This window comes from Sphingobacterium bambusae, from assembly GCF_033955345.1.
Taxonomy (GTDB): domain Bacteria; phylum Bacteroidota; class Bacteroidia; order Sphingobacteriales; family Sphingobacteriaceae; genus Sphingobacterium; species Sphingobacterium bambusae.
In genome coordinates this window covers 3,503,511-3,525,610 of the sequence record NZ_CP138332.1, presented here as the reverse complement: position 1 = coordinate 3,525,610, position 22,100 = coordinate 3,503,511, and the positions used below count along the sequence as shown (strand labels likewise).

The 22,100-nt window shown below is 45.2% G+C and carries 15 protein-coding genes; 6 read left to right on the top strand and 9 right to left on the bottom strand.

What is annotated here, in order from left to right; translation table 11 throughout:
- Positions 1-112: 112 nt before the first annotated feature.
- Positions 113-700, bottom strand: coding sequence for a mobile mystery protein B (locus tag SCB77_RS14555; RefSeq protein ID WP_320182740.1), 588 nt, complete (start codon positions 698-700; stop codon positions 113-115).
- Positions 697-1,182 (bottom strand): mobile mystery protein A, encoded by a 486-nt coding sequence (locus SCB77_RS14550; RefSeq protein WP_320182739.1) that lies wholly within the window; start codon positions 1,180-1,182, stop codon positions 697-699. Before SCB77_RS14550 ends, SCB77_RS14555 begins: the two co-directional genes overlap by 4 nt.
- 327 nt (positions 1,183-1,509) lie before the next feature.
- Between SCB77_RS14550 and SCB77_RS14545 the strand changes: the two genes are divergently transcribed.
- From SCB77_RS14545 to SCB77_RS14535, 3 genes are all read left to right on the top strand, one after another.
- Complete coding sequence (locus tag SCB77_RS14545) at positions 1,510-1,794, top strand: hypothetical protein (protein WP_320182738.1); 285 nt, start codon at positions 1,510-1,512, stop codon at positions 1,792-1,794.
- A 97-nt stretch (positions 1,795-1,891) separates the two neighbouring features.
- On the top strand, positions 1,892-3,427 hold the full coding sequence (locus tag SCB77_RS14540) for a SulP family inorganic anion transporter (protein WP_320182737.1): 1,536 nt from the start codon (positions 1,892-1,894) through the stop codon (positions 3,425-3,427).
- A 69-nt stretch (positions 3,428-3,496) separates the two neighbouring features.
- Entirely contained in the window at positions 3,497-4,144 is a 648-nt protein-coding gene (locus SCB77_RS14535; RefSeq protein WP_320182736.1) for a carbonic anhydrase, read from the top strand.
- Positions 4,145-4,183: 39 nt separating this feature from the next.
- On the opposite strand, the gene SCB77_RS14530 is transcribed toward SCB77_RS14535, so the two are convergent.
- The gene (locus SCB77_RS14530) at positions 4,184-5,467 is read right to left on the bottom strand and encodes an FAD-dependent oxidoreductase (protein WP_320182735.1); all 1,284 of its coding nucleotides are present in this window, start codon (positions 5,465-5,467) and stop codon (positions 4,184-4,186) included.
- Positions 5,468-5,695: 228 nt separating this feature from the next.
- Here SCB77_RS14530 and SCB77_RS14525 point away from each other — a divergent pair, with 228 nt between their 5' ends.
- Positions 5,696-7,366: a glutamine--tRNA ligase/YqeY domain fusion protein gene (locus tag SCB77_RS14525; RefSeq protein WP_320182734.1), complete on the top strand. Its 1,671-nt coding sequence runs from the start codon at positions 5,696-5,698 to the stop codon at positions 7,364-7,366.
- Between the two features lie 67 nt (positions 7,367-7,433).
- Here the strand turns inward: SCB77_RS14525 and SCB77_RS14520 are convergent, their stop codons facing one another.
- The 5 genes from SCB77_RS14520 to SCB77_RS14500 all read right to left on the bottom strand — a co-directional run bounded on the left by SCB77_RS14520 (position 7,434) and on the right by SCB77_RS14500 (position 14,938).
- Complete coding sequence (locus SCB77_RS14520; RefSeq protein WP_320182733.1) at positions 7,434-10,448, bottom strand: glycosyltransferase family 117 protein; 3,015 nt, start codon at positions 10,446-10,448, stop codon at positions 7,434-7,436.
- Positions 10,449-10,704: 256 nt separating this feature from the next.
- Positions 10,705-11,238 (bottom strand): ribosome maturation factor RimM, encoded by a 534-nt coding sequence (gene rimM / locus SCB77_RS14515; protein WP_320182732.1) that lies wholly within the window; start codon positions 11,236-11,238, stop codon positions 10,705-10,707.
- 83 nt (positions 11,239-11,321) lie between these two features.
- Positions 11,322-11,852 (bottom strand): 30S ribosomal protein S16, encoded by a 531-nt coding sequence (locus tag SCB77_RS14510; protein ID WP_320182731.1) that lies wholly within the window; start codon positions 11,850-11,852, stop codon positions 11,322-11,324.
- 221 nt (positions 11,853-12,073) lie between these two features.
- Positions 12,074-14,692, bottom strand: a complete 2,619-nt coding sequence (locus tag SCB77_RS14505; RefSeq protein ID WP_320182730.1) for a leucine-rich repeat domain-containing protein — start codon at positions 14,690-14,692, stop codon at positions 12,074-12,076.
- A 27-nt stretch (positions 14,693-14,719) separates the two neighbouring features.
- Positions 14,720-14,938, bottom strand: a complete 219-nt coding sequence (locus SCB77_RS14500) for a hypothetical protein (RefSeq protein ID WP_320182729.1) — start codon at positions 14,936-14,938, stop codon at positions 14,720-14,722.
- A 259-nt stretch (positions 14,939-15,197) separates the two neighbouring features.
- On the opposite strand from SCB77_RS14500, the gene SCB77_RS14495 reads away from it, so the two are divergent.
- Together SCB77_RS14495 and SCB77_RS14490 are read left to right on the top strand one after the other, a co-directional pair.
- Positions 15,198-18,578, top strand: a complete 3,381-nt coding sequence (locus SCB77_RS14495) for a UvrD-helicase domain-containing protein (RefSeq protein WP_320182728.1) — start codon at positions 15,198-15,200, stop codon at positions 18,576-18,578.
- 62 nt (positions 18,579-18,640) lie between these two features.
- Positions 18,641-21,523 carry a PD-(D/E)XK nuclease family protein gene (locus SCB77_RS14490; RefSeq protein ID WP_320182727.1) on the top strand — a complete coding sequence of 961 codons (2,883 nt, stop codon included), beginning with the start codon at positions 18,641-18,643 and terminating at the stop codon, positions 21,521-21,523.
- Positions 21,524-21,551: 28 nt separating this feature from the next.
- Here the strand turns inward: SCB77_RS14490 and hpt are convergent, their stop codons facing one another.
- On the bottom strand, positions 21,552-22,100 hold the full coding sequence (gene hpt / locus SCB77_RS14485) for a hypoxanthine phosphoribosyltransferase (protein WP_320182726.1): 549 nt from the start codon (positions 22,098-22,100) through the stop codon (positions 21,552-21,554).

Below are 22,100 nucleotides of genomic sequence, written 5' to 3'. Positions count from 1 at the left end.
AACATTTATATTTAAAGATAGCTTTATGACGAAATTTAACAAAAAAAACCGACTGACCGTATAAAAAAATACAGGGCAAGACGGATTGCGTCCTGCCCAGATGCTATAAAATCTATGATCTTACAAAGGTTGATAATTCGGTATAGTCATTGTGATCTGCAGCACGTAATGCCGAAATATATTGTCTCCTCGTGAGGTTGGCATCTATCAGGGTATCATTTCCCCATGTAAAAGGTTCCTGCCTTAAGATTCGTGTTAGTAGAACATCTGTCATCAACCTTGCATGTCGCCCATTGCCATTCGGGAACAAATGAATCCACACAAGTTTATGGTGAAACCGATAGGCGATTTCATCCGCTGCAAAAGAGTTGTTTTCTATCCAGTATCTTACGTCATCTACGAGTTGCCTTAACTCTGTAACTATCCTAAACCTATCAACACCAATATTCTTATTCGAACGCCTAAATGTTCCTGCCCATTTCCAAATCTTTCCGAACATTTTTTTATGAAGTAAATTGATAAATTCTTCGGTCAGAACATCCATTTTACGTGTGCGTTCCAGCCATGCTATCGCATCCTGAATGTTTTCTTGCTCCCAACGATCAAGTTCGCTACGGGTTGTGATATGACGTAACTTCAGGTCCTCTGTTTCTTCAGGATCAAGTGGTGTTGCGCCCTCGGGATAATCAAATGGTATCATTTTTTCCAGAATCTCTTCGGCTTTTCAATCAGGATCTTTTGAACAAGATCATCAAACATCCGTGCTTTTTCCTCTATAGACAGTTCTTGTGCCTCTAGGAGCATGGTGTGTGACACCTTTGCCATACGTTCCTTCGCTATTTTTTGCGCTTGGTCTCTTACAATACTCTCTAAGCTCTCCTTTGGAACAAATCCGTAAACAAATTTCATGTTCAGTCCTTCAGCTATTTTGCGTAAGGAAGATAGCTTTGCTTCTCCAGATAATTCGGAATTTTCCAATCGAGAGATATTAGATTGGTCTAAGCCGACCCTATCTGCCAACTCTTGACCTGACATACCTAACGATTCTCGAATAAGTTTTACCCAGCCTCTGTCAGGCAGGTCGGGTGATAACAGTATAGACAGCTTTTTCAACTTTCTATCCAGTTGCTCTCGCATAAGTTTTATATCCCAATAGTCCATAATAGCTCTATTTCTATTCACAAAAATACAAATTACTATGCAAAAATCGCATCATTAAACTTCTATAAAATTCAAATATCGCATAATTTAGTATAAATATAACCTATTATATGCATTATATAAATGAAAAAAAATGTGCTAATTGCATTAATATACTTTTTTTAGGATCCCTTATCTTATACTTGGTGCCATTCGGCTTTTGATAGTAAAAAAATTCAATCCGGATGATATGTCTAACATTTTATTATCTAAAGAAAATTTGTATTTTTGATAGAAACAAAAGTAATTACTGTGCTGAACAAGATCACACATAGGGCCGCTGCAAAATGCTGTTTGTTCGTCTTCTTTATGAAGATGTTCATAGCAGCTATACCTATGTTTGTGAATGTGTTGGATAAAGGCACCGTTCTACAGGTTGTTTTACAATTGGAAATCGAGAACAGTAGCAAGGCCAACAATGTATGCGAGGATGCACATGAAGGCTCTTGCAAGTTTTTTAACGCGACAAGCTCCGATTATTTCCAATTCTATCCCTTCGAGGAGCACTACGGCAAGCAGCAACATTACCTCAAGAATGAGAAGTTGATTCAGGCCTTCCACCCTGCCGTGCCGACCCCACCTCCCAACGTGTAACCGCTATATAGGCTTCGATGGCTCCATGAATGCGCTTTGTCGTATACCAAGATGCCGTGGAATAGACAGATAACGGTAAACATCTAAGTTGAATCTTATGTTAGGAACGCGTACGTCGGCTTTTCTGAAATTATCGAAAAGAGACTTAAAATATGACTTCCCATCAAGTGTAGTAGTATTTCTTGTAGCACTACCGCTTTGTTTGGGTATAGCAATGGCCTCGGGAGCGCCATTGTTTGCCGGCATTCTGACCGGTGTAATCGGTGGTATCGTGGTGGCCGCCATCAGCAAATCGCCTTTAAGCGTCAGTGGCCCTGCGGCCGGATTGACCGTTGTGGTGCTCAGCGCCATCGAAAAGTTGGGTGCCTATGAGACATTTCTTTTGGCGGTGTTCATTGCCGGCCTCTTGCAACTTATTCTGGGCATCATCAAGGCCGGCCTAATCGGAAATTACTTTCCGTCGGCAGTGATTCTAGGTATGCTTGCGGCCATCGGCGTCACCATCATCCTGAAACAGTTGCCTTTGGCATTTGGGATGACCGAGGCGCACGCCTTCGAGATCGATAATGGTGGCGGAATTGCGGCCTTTGGCGACACGGTTTTGTCTGCCGTCAATTGGGGCGCCACAATTATTTGCATCCTATCCCTTGCCCTATTAATCTATTGGCCAAAAATAAAGGGCGCCCGACGGATACCTGCTCCGCTGCTGGTTGTAGTCCTTGCAGTGCTTGCAGGATTTCTCTTTCAGGGAACCGGTTTGCAGCTTACGGGTAAACATTATGTGCAGATACCTGTCGTTTCGTCCTTTCAGGAATTTACAGGCTTGTTTGTGTTTCCCGATTTCACACAAATAGGGAACAAACAAGTTTGGATCGTGGCCGTCACTATCGCCATTATCGCTAGTTTAGAAACCTTGTTGAGCATTGAGGCTATCGACAAATTAGACCCGTTCAAGCGCAACACACCGACCAATAGAGAACTTATTGCGCAAGGAGTGGGCAATATAGCGAGCGGCGCATTGGGTGGCCTGCCGATGACGTCGGTTATCGTCCGTTCATCAGCCAATGTACAGGCTGGCGGACGCAGCAGACAGTCGGCCATGTTGCACGGTGTATGGCTGTTGCTAGCAGTCTTGGCGGTTCCGATGGTGATCAACTTGATTCCTCTATCCTGTCTAGCTGCAATTTTGCTGCACACAGGCTACAAACTGGCCAACCCCACGTTATTTAAGCATATGTTTAGGAAAGGTCTCGATCAGTTTGTGCCCTTCGCAATAACCGTCGTTGCGGTTGTTCTTACAGACTTATTAATGGGGGTCGGTATCGGTATTATGGTCGCTATATTTTACATCATCAGGACCAATATGCAAAACGCTTTCCGAATGGAAACCAGTGAACAAAATGGCAAACAAACTGTTATTATCACATTGGCAGAGGAGGTGTCGTTTCTGAACAAGGTACCTATACAGCAAATGCTGTACAGCCTACCAAAAAACGTAGACCGTATACAGATCGACGGCAAACAAAGCAAGTTTATCGACAAGGACGTGATAGAGGTGTTGAAAGATTTCGAGCTCAATGCAGTAAGCAAAGGGATTGATATACAGCTACAATCTATACAGTACAAAAAATAAAAATTGATAACAAATTAGTAAACTATTAACTTGGTTGCCGGAAACGTCAACCACCTTAATTAAAAAAACATGGGAAAAAAAGAATTAGAATTAGGTTTTCAGCGCATATTAGATGGCAACAAAGGATGGATCGATTTTGTCGCAAAAGACACAACTGGTCGTTTTGAACAACTCGCCAAAGGACAAAATCCGGAAATCTTATGGATCGGTTGTGCGGACAGCCGTGTGCCTGCCAACGAAATTACAGGTACGAAGCCGGGTGAAGTATTTGTGCACCGTAACATTGCCAACATGTGCATACATTCCGACATGAACATGTTATCGGTATTGGATTACGCGGTGAACGTGCTGAAGGTAAAGCATATTGTGGTTGCTGGACACTATGGATGTGGCGGTGTTGCCGCATCGCTGAGCCGCAAACAATTCGGTATTATCGACAACTGGCTGTGCCACATCAAAGACGTATACCGTTTGCATGCCAAGGAGATTGATGCTATCGAAGACGAGGAAGCGAAAGTAAATCGTTTGATCGAACTGAACGTGAAAGAGCAGGTTTTCAATTTATGTACTACTTCTATCGTGCAAAATGCATGGAAAAGTGGACAAGATCTTGCCGTGCATGGTATGGTGATCAACATCGGTACTGGCGAATTGCTCAGCTTAGAGGAATCTATTTCAAGCAACGAATCGCTAGGTCAGGTTTTCGCCTTCGCATAATATATTTTTGCGCGGTTGCTGAGGCAGCCGCGCAATTTATCAATTAATAAACATACCCTCTTGGCTCACCGCCTTAACGTATGGGCTCGCATAAAGGTCAAGTACAACCGCGAATTGATATCGGCTGACGTAGGCCGCCCGATCGAAATGACCAGCGAATTTCAATTTTGTTGTCCAATCTTTCTCCACCTGACGATCCACCTCTTCTCCCCTTAGTCCAACAAAGCGCAGCAACGACAAAAAATCATCCCATTTTAACAAATCGCCCTTATTATCGGCAAACCAGAGCTGACTGCGGGAATATAAACGTTGAAATACCGGCTGAATACTTTGCAAAGAAATCGTCTCCTCTCGCTCCAGCAAAAATTGACCATCATGCCCCTGCAGTGGAAAGATAGCCGATAACCCAAAACGCTGCAATGCGTAATAATGTGGATCATCGATTTTCACATCGGCATAGGGCATAATACGCATACCATACGTCATCAGCTCGCTCTGCAGTTTTCGCACATCGATCTTTGCCGCATCCGTTTTAAAAAAGGCCAAGTATGCCGCTGTTGCCCCGAGCGCTTGCCCCAGGGCCGACCGTCGAGCGGCATCTGCCGGTGTGGAATCCAAGAACGCCTTTACTTCAGCCAACGAAAAGAAGCCGTTTTGCTCTCCTTGCAGCAGCTGCGCCAAACTAATACCATAGGTCTCCTGATCAACCGACCCTGCGGCAACCAAGGTGCGTAGCGTCTCCAAGGAAGCTTCATGCAATGAGGTTAATGCAGGGACGTCGCTTATATCCTTCCCCCCTATTCCAGCGATTGCACCTAGCCTTTGACCAGCCGACGCATCGATAATACAGCGGACATTGTACTTTTGCTTATTATCAAGTTGCACCGCCCAAGTTTTTCCATCATACTTTAGTGCATGCAGCTTCTGCTTTCGGATTATCTGTAGATCAGGGTACTTCGTGAGGCTTCGCTCCATGGCATTCAAAAAGAGCCGCGGGTTCATATCAAGTTTGACTACACTTGCCAGCGAATCGTCTCTTTTTTTGGAGAGCGCCATATCCATCAATAGATGGAGCCACAGGCCTCCATCAAGATCCCTCGGTTCATCAATCCGTACGGCACGCGTGGAAAATTCGGGAACCAAGGTATCTACATCGGCCACCCACAATGTCGGCACACCCGATTGTACGCTTTGCAGCGCAGCAGTGTAGGCCAAGATATCCGATCCATAGACCAATACCTGCGGTTTTTTATTCTTTTGGGCGGCGGCCTCCTGCGTAGCGGCTAAAACAAAAAGATAAAGGAGTGCGTAAATGTATTTCATTGTTAACGAATGGATCTAAATGGTTAAAAATACATATTATAAATAGCTATTGCATGTAAGTTTTGTTAAAAAGCGGCTACATTTACCCGTTTCGAAAACAGTTGTCAAGGTATCCAACAACACAGCGCAACAAAACACTGATAAACAAGATGTTGATCCATTTTAAAGACTGCTATATTTTTCCTAGGATCGCGCTATAAATCAGGCATAAATCTTTAACTTTGTAGCATGTTGAATGAAGAAAAACCACTGAATTTTATCGAGGAGATCATCGAAGAAGATCTCCGCAACGGCAAGCATGATGGACGAGTCCTGACGCGCTTCCCGCCCGAGCCAAATGGATATCTCCATATTGGCCATGCCAAATCGATCTGTTTAAATTTCGGTTTAGGACAGCGGTACAACGGCAAAACAAATCTTCGTTTTGATGATACGAATCCGGTTACCGAGGATACAGAATACGTAGAGAGTATCAAACAGGATATACAGTGGTTGGGGTTTCAATGGGCGCAAGAGCTTTATACATCTGACTATTTCGAGACTTTATATAATTATGCAGTAGACCTTATCAAGAAAGGTTTAGCGTATGTAGATGACAGCACAGCCGAAGAAATTGCGGCAGCCAAAGGTACACCAACGGAGCCGGGCGTCCCGACGCCTTATCGTGATCGATCCATTGATGAAAATCTATCGCTCTTCCAAGAAATGCGCGAAGGGAAGTACAAAGATGGCGAGAAGGTGCTACGTGCGAAGATTGATTTGGCCAGTCCAAACATGCATCTGCGCGATCCTTTATTGTATCGTATAAAGCATGCACACCACCACCGCACGGGTGATGCTTGGTGCATCTATCCGATGTATGATTTTGCTCATGGACAGTCTGATTCCATCGAGCAAATAACACATTCTATCTGTACGCTAGAGTTTATCCCCCACCGTCCTTTATACGACTGGTGCATCGATAAATTGGAGATATTTCCATCCAAGCAATATGAATTTGCACGCTTGAACATGTCATACACCGTGATGAGCAAGCGTAAGCTTTTACAATTGGTGAACGAGGGCTTTGTAGAAAGCTGGGACGATCCGCGCATGCCGACGATCTCTGGCTTGCGTAGACGCGGCTACACCCCTGCCTCTATCCGCAACTTTTGCGACCGCATTGGCGTGCAAAAACGCGAGAACATGATTGATGTCAGTTTGTTGGAATTCTGTATCCGCGAAGATCTGAACCAAACGGCATGGCGTCGTATGGCCGTACTTGATCCGATCAAAATGGTAATCACGAATTACCCCGACGATCAAGTTGAAGAACTTGTTGGCGAGAATAATCCGGAAGTGGAAGGTGGCGAAGGCACCCGTGTTATCCCATTCAGCAAAGAGCTTTGGATAGAGCGCGATGACTTTATGGAAGAGCCGCCGAAGAAATTCTTCCGATTGGGTCCGGGTCTTTCCGTACGGTTGAAACATGCCTACATTGTGACCTGCAATGACTTTGTGAAGGACGAAAATGGCAAGGTAACGGAGATTCACTGTACCTATGTTGCCAATTCCAAATCAGGCGAAGACACATCTGGCTTGAAGGTAAAAGGAACGATCCATTGGGTATCCGTAGAACATGCCAAAGAGGCAGAAGTACGCTTATACGACCGTTTGTTCAATGATGAAAACCCCGCTGCAGCAGAAGACTTTAAGCAGTCCATCAATCCAAACAGCTTGGAAATTATCAAAAAAGCATATATCGAACCCGATTTGATCGAAGCAACACCGAAAAAAGGTTATCAATTTATACGTCTCGGTTATTTCACCTTGGACAGCAAGTCGACTACCGACAATTTAGTATTCAACAGAACGGTGACTTTGAAAGACTCTTGGGCAAAAGAGGTTAAGAAGGGCTAAAAAGGATACCTAATAAAAGAGGAAGGCTAGATTCATCCGCAAAGGCGGAAAGAATCTAGCCTTTTTGTTACTCGGCAAAGAAACGATCGCGATACTGCTTGTAGACCTGATCGACATAAGCATAACGCTTCGCATTGCCTCTATTATCGACAATCGATCTATATCGCTCCAGCGCCGCCATACCAAACTGTATGCTACGTACGTCAAGAGCCTGGGGTTGATCACGCGCCAGCGCCATTTGATAGGGCAGGTTATCATCCAAAAAGCGCACATGTCGATCTACGATATGGTTCGCCAAGGTAGTTTCTTTCACTTTATATAGGGTATCGACAATTTCACCGTAATGGTAAGCCTCCTCCGCATCGTAAACACGTTGCGGCAAGATAGAGGCAGCTACTAGTGCCACTTCCTTGGCCTTCTCCCATTCCCCCGCAGCCTTCAGCAATTGCGTCGTCCGCTCATAGATTTGCGGGAGTACAAAATTGGTCATGTAATTTCGTGAGTCTACATCGACAAAGCCCTGTTTCCCGTAATTTCCCCAGTCTAGGTTACCACGAGCATGTTCATACAGCTTCTCGAGATTTACCAAACTTTCATGCTGATCATGTGGTACTCCAGCAACCGGCATCAGCTTTTTAACCAAGCCTTCGTCAACCAAATATTTACTCAGGCCAGCCATCTTATCGTCAGGCGTATAGTTTGTAAAATAAATTGGCCGCTTCCAGTTATTGGTTTTCAAAATGCCGAGTAGCGCAATTTCTGCCCTCGTCATATGGTTTGCGTCGTAGGTCCAATCCATTTCGTCTACCACATTTTTTTTCCAGCCTGCAGGAACCACCTTATTGGCCAGCACCGATTCCTTGTCAACAGGCATCTTGATATGCTTTGCTGGCAAATAATTGATAAAACTGCCATCCTGCATCGCGACTTTATTTGTCGGATTATCGGACAGTAGAAAGGTCATCAACATATCCAAATCCACAGCTTCTTCGATTCCCTTATCGATATACGGTAGGTAGTCGCGCACGCCTTGCGCTAGTTTTTCCGCTGCAATGGAGGTGTCGACTGGAGCGGCCTCATTAACCTTATTCTTCAACTGTTTGACATACCAATGCGAAGCTAGGTAACTAACATTCACTACACGCACATCTTTACGAACACCTTCTACCTCTTGTGCATACCAAAGCGGAAACGTATCGTTATCGGCATAGGTAAACAGGATGGCGTTGGGTTCACAAGAATTCAGGTAGTTATGCGCTACCTGTCTGGCGAAATCACGCTCGGAACGATCGTGATCATCTACATTTTCGCAGAAAAGCAGCACCGGCGCTGCTGCGGCACAGACTAGTCCTGCGCTCAAGGTGGCCGCAGACATAGACATCTTGCGGCGTAAAAAATCTGCTGTTGCTAAGGCGCCAAATCCGATCCAAATGGAAAAAGCGTAAAAGGATCCGGCATATGCATAGTCGCGTTCCCTAGGCTGCATTGGTGTCTGGTTGAGGTAAAGCACAATGGCTATACCCGTAAAGAAGAACAGGAGGCCCACAATGGCTGCCTGCTTCCGGTCTTTACGAAAGTGCCAAAGCATCCCAAGTATACCGATCAATAAAGGCAGATAGTAATAGGTATTGCGGGCTGGATTGACATGCATATCGGCGGATAAGTCTCCTTCTCCTGATAGACGCATCACATCGAGTGCGGACACGCCCGACAGCCAATTTCCGTTGATGTTGTTTGCATACTGTTGCTTGTCATTTTCACGTCCCACGAAGTTCCACATAAAATAACGACCATACATGTCGCTCAATTGGTAGGAAAACAAAAAGCGTAAGTTGTCCGCAAAACTCGGCGATTCGCCAGGCTTTAACCCTAAATATGCGCGGTAATATTCTTGGTGCTTTTCGCTGTACACGCGCGGCAGTAGCATCTCTTTATCATAGCTATAAGACGGCGTGCCGCTCATTTCTTCATAGGTGGAGCTTCCTTTTTTATAGGTTTTGCTGTATTCCGCATCGACGACCCTAGCATCAAACGCGGGTCCTTTGAATAGCGGTTCGCTAGCATATTGTTCTCGACTTAAATAGCCTAGGAAGGAATATACATTATCGGGCGCATTATTGTTGAGTGAAGGATCTGCATAAGCGCGGATGACAATCATGGCAAACGATGCATAGCCAAATAATAGCAAACAGACAGCCAATAGGGCGGAGTTCAACAAGGGACGTTGTTTTTTAATGCTGTAGTGAAGCCCATAAACTAATCCGCCGATAAGCAAGAGCGCGAAAACAAGCACGCCTGTTCCGAAGCCCAAGCCCAAGGTATTGACAAAGAACAAGTCAAACTTTGCCGCAAACCGGATGAGGTATTGGATCACGCCCCATAAAATAAAGGCGAGTATCCCCATGCCAACAAAAAGCGTAGCCACGATACCTTTTACGGTGAAGGCCTTTCCTGATTTCCGGAAATACACCAGCAAGGCAAGCGCCGGAATAGTTAATAAATTGAGCAGGTGAACCCCAATAGAAAGCCCCATGATATACATAATAAGCAATAACCAGCGATCGGCTCCCGGCTCATCCGCCCGGCGGTCCCATTTCAAGACCAACCAGAAGACCACGGCGGTACACAGTGAAGACATGGCATACACTTCAGATTCCACAGCGGAATACCAAAATGAATCGGTGAAAGCATAGGCTCCCGCGCCGATTAATCCGGCCAGCATGATAGGCAGCACTTGTCCTTGCTCCATATCCTGTTGTTTTTTTACAACGACTTTCCGCGCCAAGGCGGTGATTGTCCAAAACAAAAACAAGATGGTCAATCCGCTACATACCGCAGCACCTACATTCATAAAAAATGCTATGCGCGTGACATCCCCCCATGCAAGATTGGAAAATACATTTTGGATCATAAGAAAAAGAGGTGCGCCAGGCTGATGCACTATCTGGAGTTTATAGGCCGAAGCGATAAATTCGCCGGTATCCCACCAGCTTGTATAGCGATCTGCGGTAGCGATATAAACGGCTGTGGTCAGTGCAGCTAACAACCATCCGACGAGGTTATTGATCTTTTCATATTTCATAATCAATGTATTAAGGTTATATTCCACTTTAAATTACGAACTATAAAAAAAAACGCGGTATCGTTAACATTTTTTAACGATACCGCGCATCTGCTTATATAGTTGCAGCTAGGCCAATCTTTCTACGATCTATTTCGTTGGGTCGGGATTACCCATGCTGTAAATTGTAATACCGACTAACAGCGTCCTCGATTCATATGGGCAACCTGTTGCACCTGATTAGAAATGACAAAAGTCAAATTTCAGCAGTTAACCACTATTCTTCTGTTCCGCGGTAGAGGTCGATCAACCCTTCAGGCAAATCTACTTCGATAATTTCCTCTTCGGCATCGATTCCTAGTATCAAATCGTCATTCAAAGGGAACAACAATTCTTGTCCATTGAAATCTACCGTCGCCATAAATTGCTGAGGAAGCTCCTGTACATGGGTGATCTCACCAATCTCCCCTTCTTCTTCATCAATTACCAAATAGCCAATCAAGTCGGAATATCTGAAATCTTCTGGATCACGCTCCGGCATTTTATCAAGTGGCAGATAGGCTTTTTTCTTCACTAGGGGCTGCGCCTTATCGATATGGTCAACATCCTCTAGGTTGAGATATGCAGTACTATTTTTCTGTAATTTGATGGTATCTACAAAGTAGGGAACAAGCTTTTTGTTCATCTCCAAGAATAGCACATCAACGTCGAGGTCCATGTAATCTTCAAACTCAAAGAATAGCTGCAGCTCGCCTTTCAATCCGCGCGTCTTGGTAATATATCCGATGTAGAAAGCTTCGTTCAGTTCCATTATTTGTACTAAAATTTAAAAAGTCAACATTAAAAAAGCCGAATCCTAGGGGTTCGGCTTTCTTGAATCTGTATGAATAGTAATTATCCTTCAGTTTCTTCTGTAGCAGGAGCTTCCGTTTCTGCTTCTTCAGCAGCAGGAACTTCTTCCGCAACAGGTGCATTTTTCGCAGCTACCGCAGCAGCTTTGTCTGCATTTTTCTTAGCTTCAGCAGTAAGAGCAGCTTTCTTAGCATCTTCTTTTGTTTGTGCTAAACCTGTTTTCTTACCTTCGATTTTTGCGTCTTTACCGTCTACCCACTGCGTGAATAGTTCTTCAGCTTTAGCATCATCGAATGCACCTTTTTTAACACCACCTTGTAAGTGTTTTTTGTAAAGTACACCTTTGTAAGAAAGGATGGCACGAGCAGTATCTGTAGGTTGTGCACCTTTGTTTACCCAATCCAACGCCTTGTCAAAATCCAAGATGATTGTTGCAGGGTTTGTGTTTGGGTTGTAAGAACCGATACGCTCAATGAACTTACCATCACGTGGAGCACGTGAATCTGCTACTACTACGTGGTAAAAAGGTTTTCCTTTTTTACCGTGTCTTTGCAATCTGATTTTAGTTGCCATGTTTTCTTTGTGTTATGTATTCAACATATCCCCCGTGCTTCATGCAAGAGGGGATGCAAAGATAATAATTAAAAAGTGAAAATTAAAAAGTAAAAAAACATAAGCAGACGATCATACGCGTAGTAAAAGACTTGAATCTGTTTTACTTAACAACGTTGTTCCGTGAATATCCTCGGATAATTCTGAGAATACAATTACCTAAACTATCCTTGGCGACCGTACTATTTCGTTCTTTTGGCAAGCATTGTTGCAGTCATATCGTTGATAAGGGAGGATTTGCTATCCTCTAACTTAGCCGTTTTCAACCATGACAACAGCAGGTCGTAGCCCCAACGCCGACTGACCTTTCCTTTGAACAGCGCTGGAGAAAAATCAGTTTGTTTCCCTAACGCTAAATCGGTAACCGCTTTTAGGTAATCGAATATTGGCAATAGGTTTTCCTCCGTGAACTTACCGTCAATCGCTTTGGCATACTGGCCAGCAGCATCATATTTATGGGAAAGGATATAGGTCTCCATAATGCAGAGCATAGCTAGTTCTTTCTGGTCTTTGTTAACATCCGGATGATCAATCTGGGTTTGATAATAATCGATCACCCGCTGGTACGCCTCCGATGCACTATTTTTCAGGGACATCTGCTGATACAACATGCCGATGTGGGTCCAGTATGCTCTGTCGAAACGTTGCGCCAGTTCGAGGTAATCCTGCAGCGCGCTGCTGGTATCTTGAAGTGCGAGGTAGCTTTTTGCGCGATATTCAAAATCGGGAACTACAAAGTTCATAATCCGCACTGGGCCTACTGTATCCTGCTGAATGGCTCGTGTTAGGTAGTGGATAGCTTCTCGGTAATGCTGCATGTGATAGTAGGCTTCACCTAAATTTCGTACATCTAAACTCCTGAGCACCACATCTGGATCGAAGCGGAGTGCTTTTTGGTACATCTCCAGACTAGACCTATAATCTTTGTCGTACAGAAAATACTGGTAGCTTTTCTCCATCAAGGCAACGGCCATATCGTTATTTTTAGGCAGCTCTTCTTCATGGAGCAAGCCTACCTGTTCGAAGTATAAAAGGACTTCATTTCGTTTTCCTGCGTGGGTATTGTAGTTTTTAGGCGTCTTTGGCAAATTATTGTTTTGTAAATTCAGGACTGACAGGATTGGCGCGCTAACGATGTCTTCGGGGAGCGTATCGATCTGATTACCATTCAGCCTAAGTGCCGTAACCAAAAAGTTATCCCATCCAGAATCAGGCAACGTCCTCACATGCGCATTGCTTAAATCAATATTAAAGCCCTTAGCTGGAATGGTAAGTAGCGCTTTCATAACATCGAATGACGAAAAGTCGTTATGGGAAAGGTTGATTGATTTCATGTTGCTCCATGAACTCAGGTCTTTCGGAAAAGAATTTAATGAGCTAACGAAGACCTCTCGATCCGTTTTCGGATCATCCTTTCTATATATTTTTCTAGATCCATCGTACAATGAATGATGCGTAGGAACGTTATTTTGTGCCTGCAAATACTCCAAACTAGAAAGCGTCCCGATTTCATCTGGCATCGTAGTCAATAAGTTATGGCTAACATTCAACGTTTTCAATCTTTTTAGACTACCGATAGAAGCCGGTAATTGTTTCAGATGATTGACGCTTACATCCAAATTTTCCAGTTCTTCTAGCAATCCGATATCCTCACTTAGCTCCGCTAATAGATTATAGGCCAAGACCAATTTGTGCAGATTCTTCAGCTGCATTATACTTGAAGGAAGCTGTTTAAGGAAATTATTCTCAACAGATAGGTAGCGGAGGTTTTTCATATCTCCTATATCTTCAGGCAACATAATCAGGTTGCAATAAGAGAGGTCGAGCGAATCAAGCATGGTCAAACTCCCTAGGGAGGGCAATTGTACGAGCGGATTGGCGTGTAGATCCAAATTTTTCAGCTTCCTCAGATCTGCTACGCTATTAGGAAGCATAGCTATCCGATTACCCTCCAATTTAAGATCTGTAAGATTGGAAAGCTGACCTACATCCTTGGGCAGCTCTGCCATTCCACTATACGATAGATCCAGCCGCCCCAGGTTTCCCAGCTGACAAAGATCCTTTGGAATAGCCACCCGCTCATTGGAGGATAAATTTAAATGAACAAGGTTCTTCAACTTGGAAATTCCGTCGGGAATTGTCACCCCTCCGCGGGTATTAAAGACGGTGAGGTATCGAAGTGCAGGAAAACTGTATAATGCGCTGGAGATAGAAACGATGCTTCCCCGCTCCACATGAAGATTGCGTAAATGTCTACTCCCCCTAAAACTAGAAAGAAAGCTTCCCAGATCTTGAATTTTATTGGCGTAAAGATAGACGCTGCGTAGCATGGGAAATTTGATCGAGTTGTTGACGCCTTGACCAATCTTAAAGTACGAAAGACCTAGTTCCTTAACTGTTTTTGGATTGGCGATCATCTGGAGAGCTTCCTCTACACGGGCACTATCGTTGACGGAAACGATTTCGATCTCTTCCAGTGTACTGGGTACCTTTACCCCTGCCAAGCTAGCATCATAGCCAAAGGATATGCCCCGAAGGTTTTTCAGATCATGGATATTTCGGGGAAAATCACCTGGATTAGACGCGGTGAATATTAAGTAGCGCAGATCAGGCAATTCGGCTATCCTCGGTAGTTCACGCTCGACATTGATGGTTGACCGCCCTTTAAATTCTATTGCCGCAAGGCGTCTAAGCTCATAGCATTCAACAGGAAGATGCAGCGTGGTGTGCCCATTTGAATGATCTTGAAAAGGCCGAAATTCATTGAATGATATAGCCTTTAGATTTGGGAATAATGGCAAAAAGCTACACAGGGTATCCAACTCCTGCTACGTCTTAAAGGAAACCTCTAAATATTCAATCTTCAGCAGACTGTCTTTAACGCGGGGAATGCTCGCTACATCGTGCATGTCCATGCCCGTTTTGCGAAGCACATCGCTCGGGTGGTGGTTATGAATACCCCGGATTGAGCCAAATCCGCTATTCAACATCTTTCGATATTCCAATAGATTTTGCGCACTAGCTACAGTACTTACCAAAGCGAACACACAAAAACAGCTAAAAAACAGCAAAAACTTTTTTACGAACATCTCTAATAGCTTCTATCCGGTTTAAAAATAGATATTTCAATCATTAAATAAAAAAAATAAACACAAAGGATCAGTAAAAACATCTTGCTTACCGGCAACCGTTATAAGCATTGATTTCCTGCTAGATCAGCTGGACTGTGGACAAGTATCGAACAACTTTGGCCTTGGCACACTTCTCAATGTAGCGTTAACTTCTTACCTTCATAGCATGAATGCTGTGGCTCCATTAAAAATACTGAAGGCGTCGGCAGGGTCTGGAAAGACTTTCAGCTTAACGCTGCATTACATTACCCTGCTGCTGTCCAATGAAAACAGCTATCGGGAAATCCTTGCTGTGACCTTTACAAATAAGGCTACCGCTGAAATGAAGGAACGTATCCTGAGCGTACTGCAGGGCTTGGCTCTGGGCGATCAGCAGCGTAAAATCAACGATTTCCGGCAGCTGCTGTTGCAGCAATCTCCACAATGGAATGCGCAGCAGCTACAGGAGAAAGCACAGCGCGTATACCGCAAGATCTTGCACAACTATGGGCACTTCACGATCAGCACCATCGATGGTTTTTCCCAAAAGGTGATCCGCAGCTTCACCTATGAGCTGAACCTTGATGCAGCCTATAAGATCGAAATTAATACAGCTAAGGTAAAGCAGGATCTTTCCATTATGCTGAACCAGTTGCTTGATGAGCGTCCTGATCTACTCAATTGGATCATGGACTACGCCGACAAGAAGATCGCCAACAACGAAAACTGGAACTACAGGCAGCAACTGCTCAGCTTGGCAGGACTTATCTTCACGGAAAATTTCCAAGAATTTGATGCGCACCTGAGCGTTGCCAACCCGCACAAACTTTTTACCTTGCTCAACACCGATATCCAAGAAAAAATCGATCTTTTTTTGGATAGCCTGAGCAGCAGTATAGCAACCTTTGCACAGATCTTCGCTGGCTTCCAACTGTCGGCAGACGAGCTGAAAGGAAAATCGCGCAACAAACTACTTTCGGCCAGCAAAACGAACGCGAAAATCCATAAGGAAAGTGCTAGTTCGCTGCAAAAGATTTTCGAAAAATACCTCGAGTTGCCCAGCAATGACGATGCCTTCACGATGGCCGACAAGAGCCTGCGTGAAGACATACGCCAAGCGCTCGCACCCGTATTGAAGCAGATGGAGGAGCTACATCGTCTTTTTCCTTCTTTTATTGCGTATCAGGCCGTACAGAACAACCTGTATTACCTTCGATTGCTGAAGGAAATGAGTGACCTCTTGCGCCAATGGAGAAAGGATAACGCCGCACAGCTTATCTCCGATTCGCAAATATTATTGAACCGCCTGGGGCTTGATGCACACAACGACCCCACCTTCATCTGGGAAAAGATCGGCAACCGTTACCGCTATTTTCTGTTCGATGAATTTCAGGATACTTCACGGATACAGTGGAGAAACTATAGCCCTTTGCTGATCAATGCCTTGGGGAATGCACAACAAAAGATCAGTGAGCATTTGGTGGTTGGCGACGTCAAGCAAAGTATCTACCGCTGGCGCAATGGCGACTGGCGCATTCTGCTGCAGCAGGTAGAACAGCAGGTGGCCACCGCCTTTCACCTCGCTCCGGAACAACAATCCCAATTTATTGAAAACGGTTCGCTAGCGATCAACTACCGCAGCTACCCGCGTATCATCCGCTTAAATAACCACCTATTTTCCAGCCTTCCCAGCTTGCTCCAAGAAGTGCTCAATCAGAAGGTAACCGAAAGCCTTTCCGGCGATGCTGCGGCGCAAACATGGTGGGAGACATCGGGCAATAGCGCTATGCTCTTAAAAGCCTATGCCCAAAGTGAACAAGAAATCCCTGCGCATCGCTTGGAGGATCCTAACAAGCAGGGAAGCATAGAAATACAGTATCTCGCGGTTGAAGATGGACGCTGGCGCCGAAACCAAGTTGTCGATGCGGCATTGGAGCTGCTTTGTGAAAAGATAGGCAACTGGCTAACGACAGGGCGCTATCAGCCGAAACAGATCGGTATTTTAGTGCGTAGCAATGTACAGGCAAAACAAGTTATCCAACGGTTGATGGACTACAAAAACCAAACAGGATACAGCTTCGAGGTGATCTCTGGAGATGCGCTCTCCTTGGCGGCCAACGATGCTATCCTGCTCCTCTTGGAAACATTGAAAGCCTTTGTTTACAGTTCGGACAAACATATCATCCATCGGGCAAAGATGGCCTACCTCTATCAGCTCATCAACAATGGGCAAGCCTTTGATTCGGCGTACTGGCTTGTCTTCAAGCAAAATGATATCGAAACGTTGCGCAGCATGCTGCCGACGGCTCTGATTGAACAATGGGCAACACTGCAGCGTTCGCCTCTGGTGCATCTTATCGAACAATTGATCGAAATATTTGGGCTGCATGAGGCGGGCAACATACATTTACCCTATATCTTGGCCTTCAAAGATATGGTATCCAATTTCTCGGCCAATGGGGAACGTGGCATCACGCAATTCTTGCAATACTGGGAAGAAGACGGACAAACAGGCTCCTTACCTTTCAACGGAAAGGTTGAGGCCATTGAGGTAACGACCATCCATAAATCCAAAGGTTTAGCCTATGAGGTGGTGATGCTCCCGTTCTGTTCTTGGGATTTGGACGGCAAGCTAAACGGCGACTTTTGGATAGATACCGCGGAGACAGCTTTCCATAGCTTGGGCAAGATTCCTATTAAATATAATAGCAGTGTAGGAAAATCTATTTTCTATAAGCAGTACTTTGAAGAAATGCTCTTCAACTATATGGATGCACTGAACACCTTCTATGTCGCTACCACAAGAGCCATACAGCACTTGTATATCCTCGCCCCCTCCTTCAAGGAAAGTGTCGATAAAAAAAGCGGTGAGATCAGCATAGACTTTAAAAGCGAATACATCAGCGATTTGCTCTTTCAGGCCTTAAAGCTGGCCGATGCTCCTTTCCACTTGGAAGAAAATCAGCTTCTGCTCGATACTGATGTGGCTGAGGCCGCTTCGCCGAGCGAAGATCGAAAAGAATCTGCAGAACATTCCTCGGCATATCAGCAATATATCGCGCTAACGCACTATCCGGTATCGCATGAGCTACAAAAGGCCTTTGACAAATCTACCAAACGCAATGTGAACAGCATTTTGATGTTGGAGAAAGCAGCGCAATATGGCATCTTAGCCCATGAAATCATTTCGGAGGTATCGCAGGAAAAAGAGATCGTCCCGATGATCGACCGCTACATCGAGGAGGGCATCCTTACGGCGGCTGATCGTCCGTTTTTACTGGAGGAGATCCATCGCATTTGGCATCATCCGCAAATAAACCAATGGCTCACCGGCGCCTATAAAACGTGGAATGAAGCCAGTATTATTTTAGAAAGCGGCGAGACGATTCGTCCCGACAAGGTATTCACCAGTCCCGAGGAAACCATCGTATTGGACTTTAAATTTACCAAAGGAGATTACGCTGACCATCAGTGGCAGGTAGACAATTACAAAAAAGCGTTGATCAACCTAGGCTATCAACAGGTACGTGGTTATCTCTACTATGCGAAAACAAACGAACTTGTCGAAGTACATTAATTATATACCATTCCCGATACAACGAACATTAACAGACTCCTATCACGATTGAACAACGACCTATGCATGCTCCATTCCTGCGCCTAGTTGCAGAAGATATCGAAAAACGATTTGGCAATGATTTGGCCGATGTGGCCATTGTATTTAACAACAAACGCCCCATTACCTACCTCAAAAAACATTTGTCAGCGGTGTATGGACGAGCCATATGGTCGCCACAGTTCTTTACGATCCAAGAATTTTTGCGGCAGGCCACCCAAGAGACGGAAGCGAGTCAATTGACGCAGTTCTTTTATCTATTTGAACTGCATAACCAACTTCTTTTACAGGAGGGTGCTGCAGCGGAAACCTTGGAGGAGTTCTATCCGATTGCAGAAATTATCCTGAGTGATTTCGGGCAATTGGACTACGAGTTGGTCAATATCGACGAAATCTTTATGGAGCTCTATGACAGCACCCAGATCGACATCGCCTTTCAGCACTTTACCGAGGAGCAACAGCAGTTTATCCGACAGTTTTGGCAATCGTTTAGCAGCGCTGGCCATAGCGGCATGCAGCAACGCTTTCTACGGCTGTGGAAGCGCCTGCCAGTGCTGTACCGACAATTTAAAGAGAAGCTCAAACAGGAAAAACAACTTAACTATCCTACGCTATACCGAAACTTGGTGGAGGGCAACGTAGCCGATGCAAGCTTTGTAACGCGTTACAAAAAGATCCTATTTGTCGGTTTCAATGCGCTCAATAGAGCCGAAGTGCACCTATTCAAAAAGTGGCAGGAGGAACAGGATGCTATTTTCTATTTTGATACAGATACCTACTACCTTGACGACGGGCAGCAGGAAGCAGGTTTATTCATCCGGCGCAATATCCTGAGCTACGGCCTGATTAACGCGCTTGGAGATGCCACCGCTATCATCGGCAACCGAACTTCCGCCGTGCATCTCTATGCTGCCGCCGGAAAAAACAGCCAAACAAAGCTGCTTCACGATATCCTACAGGCGCAGCATGATGAGGATCGCAGTGCCGCCATATTACTGGCGGATGAGAGTTTGCTGGTTCCCTTGCTACAGAGCCTCCCTGATGTGAAGCCCAATATCACGACCGGCTATCCCTTGATTCAGTCGCCACTTTATGGCCTACTCGACCTGTGGATGGAGGTACAGCAGGAGCTATCGCATCTTAAGAAGAAGAAAATATCCTTCCAGCTACTGGAAACATTTGCCAATCATCCCTTGGTGAAACTGGCCACCGAACATCGTTCGCAGTTATTAAACAGCATGGCTGAAAAACAACTTTTTGAGATCGATATCCAAGACGTCCATGTGTCTGACAGTGTGCTGCCTCATTTCTTTCAACCGGTGGCTAGCACTGCGCTTTTCATCCCTACACTCATCGAACTGTTGGATCAACTGTTGGTAGCTAGCGATCAAGAAGATCGAATCAGCCAAATTGATAGCAACCTGTTGGTAGAGACCAAAAAAGTGTTGAACCAGCTTCAGCTGGGTATGGGCAATCTAGGTCCTACATCGATTTTATTTCAAATAGGGCTCATCCGGAAGGCTATACAGCCCATCAACTCGGCCATCGAGGGAGATCCACTCCGTGGCTTACAGATCATGGGTTTGCTGGAAAGCCGTTGTCTGAATTTCGATCAGGTGTATATTCTTGGTGCCAATGAAGGTATCTTGCCGAAGACGGCAAACTCGCCTACTTTTCTTCCCAATAGCCTGCGCATGGCCTACGGACTTCCTGTGCTGGAAAACCAAGATGCCCTATCGGCATACCTCTTCTATCGCCATTTTCAGTACAGCGAGGGAATACATGTTTTCTTCAACAGCTTGGTGAGCGAAAGTAGCAGCGGTGAGGAAAGTCGCTTTATCAAGCAGCTGCAGTTTGAGAGTAATTTTCAGTTTATCCTGCACAGCCAGCAGCAGCCTATTCGCTTTCAGGCGCCTAATCCGGAATTGGTCATCGCGAAAGATGCAGCCATCTGGGAGAAGATGCAGCGCACGTTTATACAACAACGCCGAAAAATATCTGCTACGGCGTTGACCACCTACCTACAATCGCCGTTACAGTTTTTTCTTAAACATGTAGCCGAAATAAAAGAACCGCCGGTGATCTCTTATGAGTTCGAAATGAACAGGCTCGGTACGGTGATCCACCAGGTGATGGAATTGATCTTCCAGCCCTACAAAGGCATTTCCGATTGGACAAGCACGAAGGTGCTAAATGAGAAAAAACAGCTGGTGAACGAGTTGGTGATCCGCGAGATCGGCAATCAATACCTCTCGACCTACACGACTGCGGATGACCTGAACAGCATGCAACGCATAATGCACAAAATAGCCTGTGCTTATGTGGATATGTACATCGATTACGATATCGAAAACTATCAGGCCTTCCGTATTGTCGAGTTGGAAAACGATGAAGATTATGTTCTAGATTTCCCTATCAGCATAGACGGCCAAGCGGAAAGCGTGCGTCTCTTTGGCATTATTGACCGCGTGGATGAAGTATTGACAGCGGATGGCGTCGTGAGCACGCGCATCGTGGATTATAAAACTGGTGGCGATAGCGTGATTTTCCGAAATCTAGACAAGGTATTCTGCTCCAACACGGAAAACAAAGCATTGCTCCAAACGCTCTTCTATGCCTATGTTTTCGAGCAGGTAACGGGGCGCAGACAGTTGGAACCGCATCTCTACGTCGCGCGTAAGATGCGCGAGGAGGGCACCTTGTTCCACAATGGAAAAGAAAGCTTGGAAGGCGAAACACTCGCAGCTGCTAAAGAAGCTTTCGTACCATTTCTGCGGGCCACGCTTGAGGAAATATTCGACCGCAACGTGCCCTTTAGACATCGGGCGGATGCGACGGTTTATCCTTCCGATCCCTACACGCTATTTTATCGAAATGCGCTGACTCCGGAGGATGAAGAACACTAGTGGTAAGCTAATTCACCAGCGGTAGGGCTTACTCGCCAACCGCTGGTATATTTTTGTAGATATCGGGCAGGTTGCGGCATTGCCCATTGTAGTCGAGGCCGTATCCTACGACAAATTCCTTTTCGATTTCAAAGCCTACATAGGTGATGTTATCGAACTCATGCTGCAAGCAATCGGGCTTCATCAGCAGGGCACAAACAGCTATGCTGGCTACGTTGAGCTTTTCCAGTGCGGCGATGGTATGCTGTAGGGAGTTTCCAGAATCGATGATGTCTTCAACAATGATGATCTCCCGTCCGGTAAGATCCATCCCCACGCCGAGCAGCTCCTGTATCTGATCCTGCTGTGTGCCTTGATAAGAGGCGAGCTTGACAAAAGATACCTCGCAGGGCACATGCACTTGCTTCATCAGGTCGGCCATAAACATGAAACAGCCATTCAATACCCCTACGAAAACCGGATTCTTATCGGCATACTTCACGCTGATGTCGATTCCCATCAACCGGATCCGTTTCTTGATCTGCTCATAATCGATGAAGAGTTCAAAGTTCAGGTGATCAATCTGTATATGTTTCAT

Bases quoted from the DNA above. Each gene is read 5' to 3' on its own strand.
- SCB77_RS14545 (WP_320182738.1), top strand. From the start codon at position 1,510: ATGAAGATGTTCATAGCAGCTATACCTATGTTTGTGAATGTGTTGGAT.
- SCB77_RS14510 (WP_320182731.1), bottom strand. From the start codon at position 11,852: ATGGCAACTAAAATCAGATTGCAAAGACACGGTAAAAAAGGAAAACCT.
- SCB77_RS14555 (WP_320182740.1), bottom strand. From the start codon at position 700: ATGATACCATTTGATTATCCCGAGGGCGCAACACCACTTGATCCTGAA.
- hpt (WP_320182726.1), bottom strand. From the start codon at position 22,100: ATGAAACATATACAGATTGATCACCTGAACTTTGAACTCTTCATCGAT.
- SCB77_RS14490 (WP_320182727.1), top strand. From the start codon at position 18,641: ATGCATGCTCCATTCCTGCGCCTAGTTGCAGAAGATATCGAAAAACGA.
- rimM (WP_320182732.1), bottom strand. From the start codon at position 11,238: ATGGAACTGAACGAAGCTTTCTACATCGGATATATTACCAAGACGCGC.
- SCB77_RS14540 (WP_320182737.1), top strand. From the start codon at position 1,892: ATGTTAGGAACGCGTACGTCGGCTTTTCTGAAATTATCGAAAAGAGAC.
- SCB77_RS14525 (WP_320182734.1), top strand. From the start codon at position 5,696: ATGTTGAATGAAGAAAAACCACTGAATTTTATCGAGGAGATCATCGAA.
- SCB77_RS14530 (WP_320182735.1), bottom strand. From the start codon at position 5,467: ATGAAATACATTTACGCACTCCTTTATCTTTTTGTTTTAGCCGCTACG.
- SCB77_RS14535 (WP_320182736.1), top strand. From the start codon at position 3,497: ATGGGAAAAAAAGAATTAGAATTAGGTTTTCAGCGCATATTAGATGGC.
- SCB77_RS14520 (WP_320182733.1), bottom strand. From the start codon at position 10,448: ATGAAATATGAAAAGATCAATAACCTCGTCGGATGGTTGTTAGCTGCA.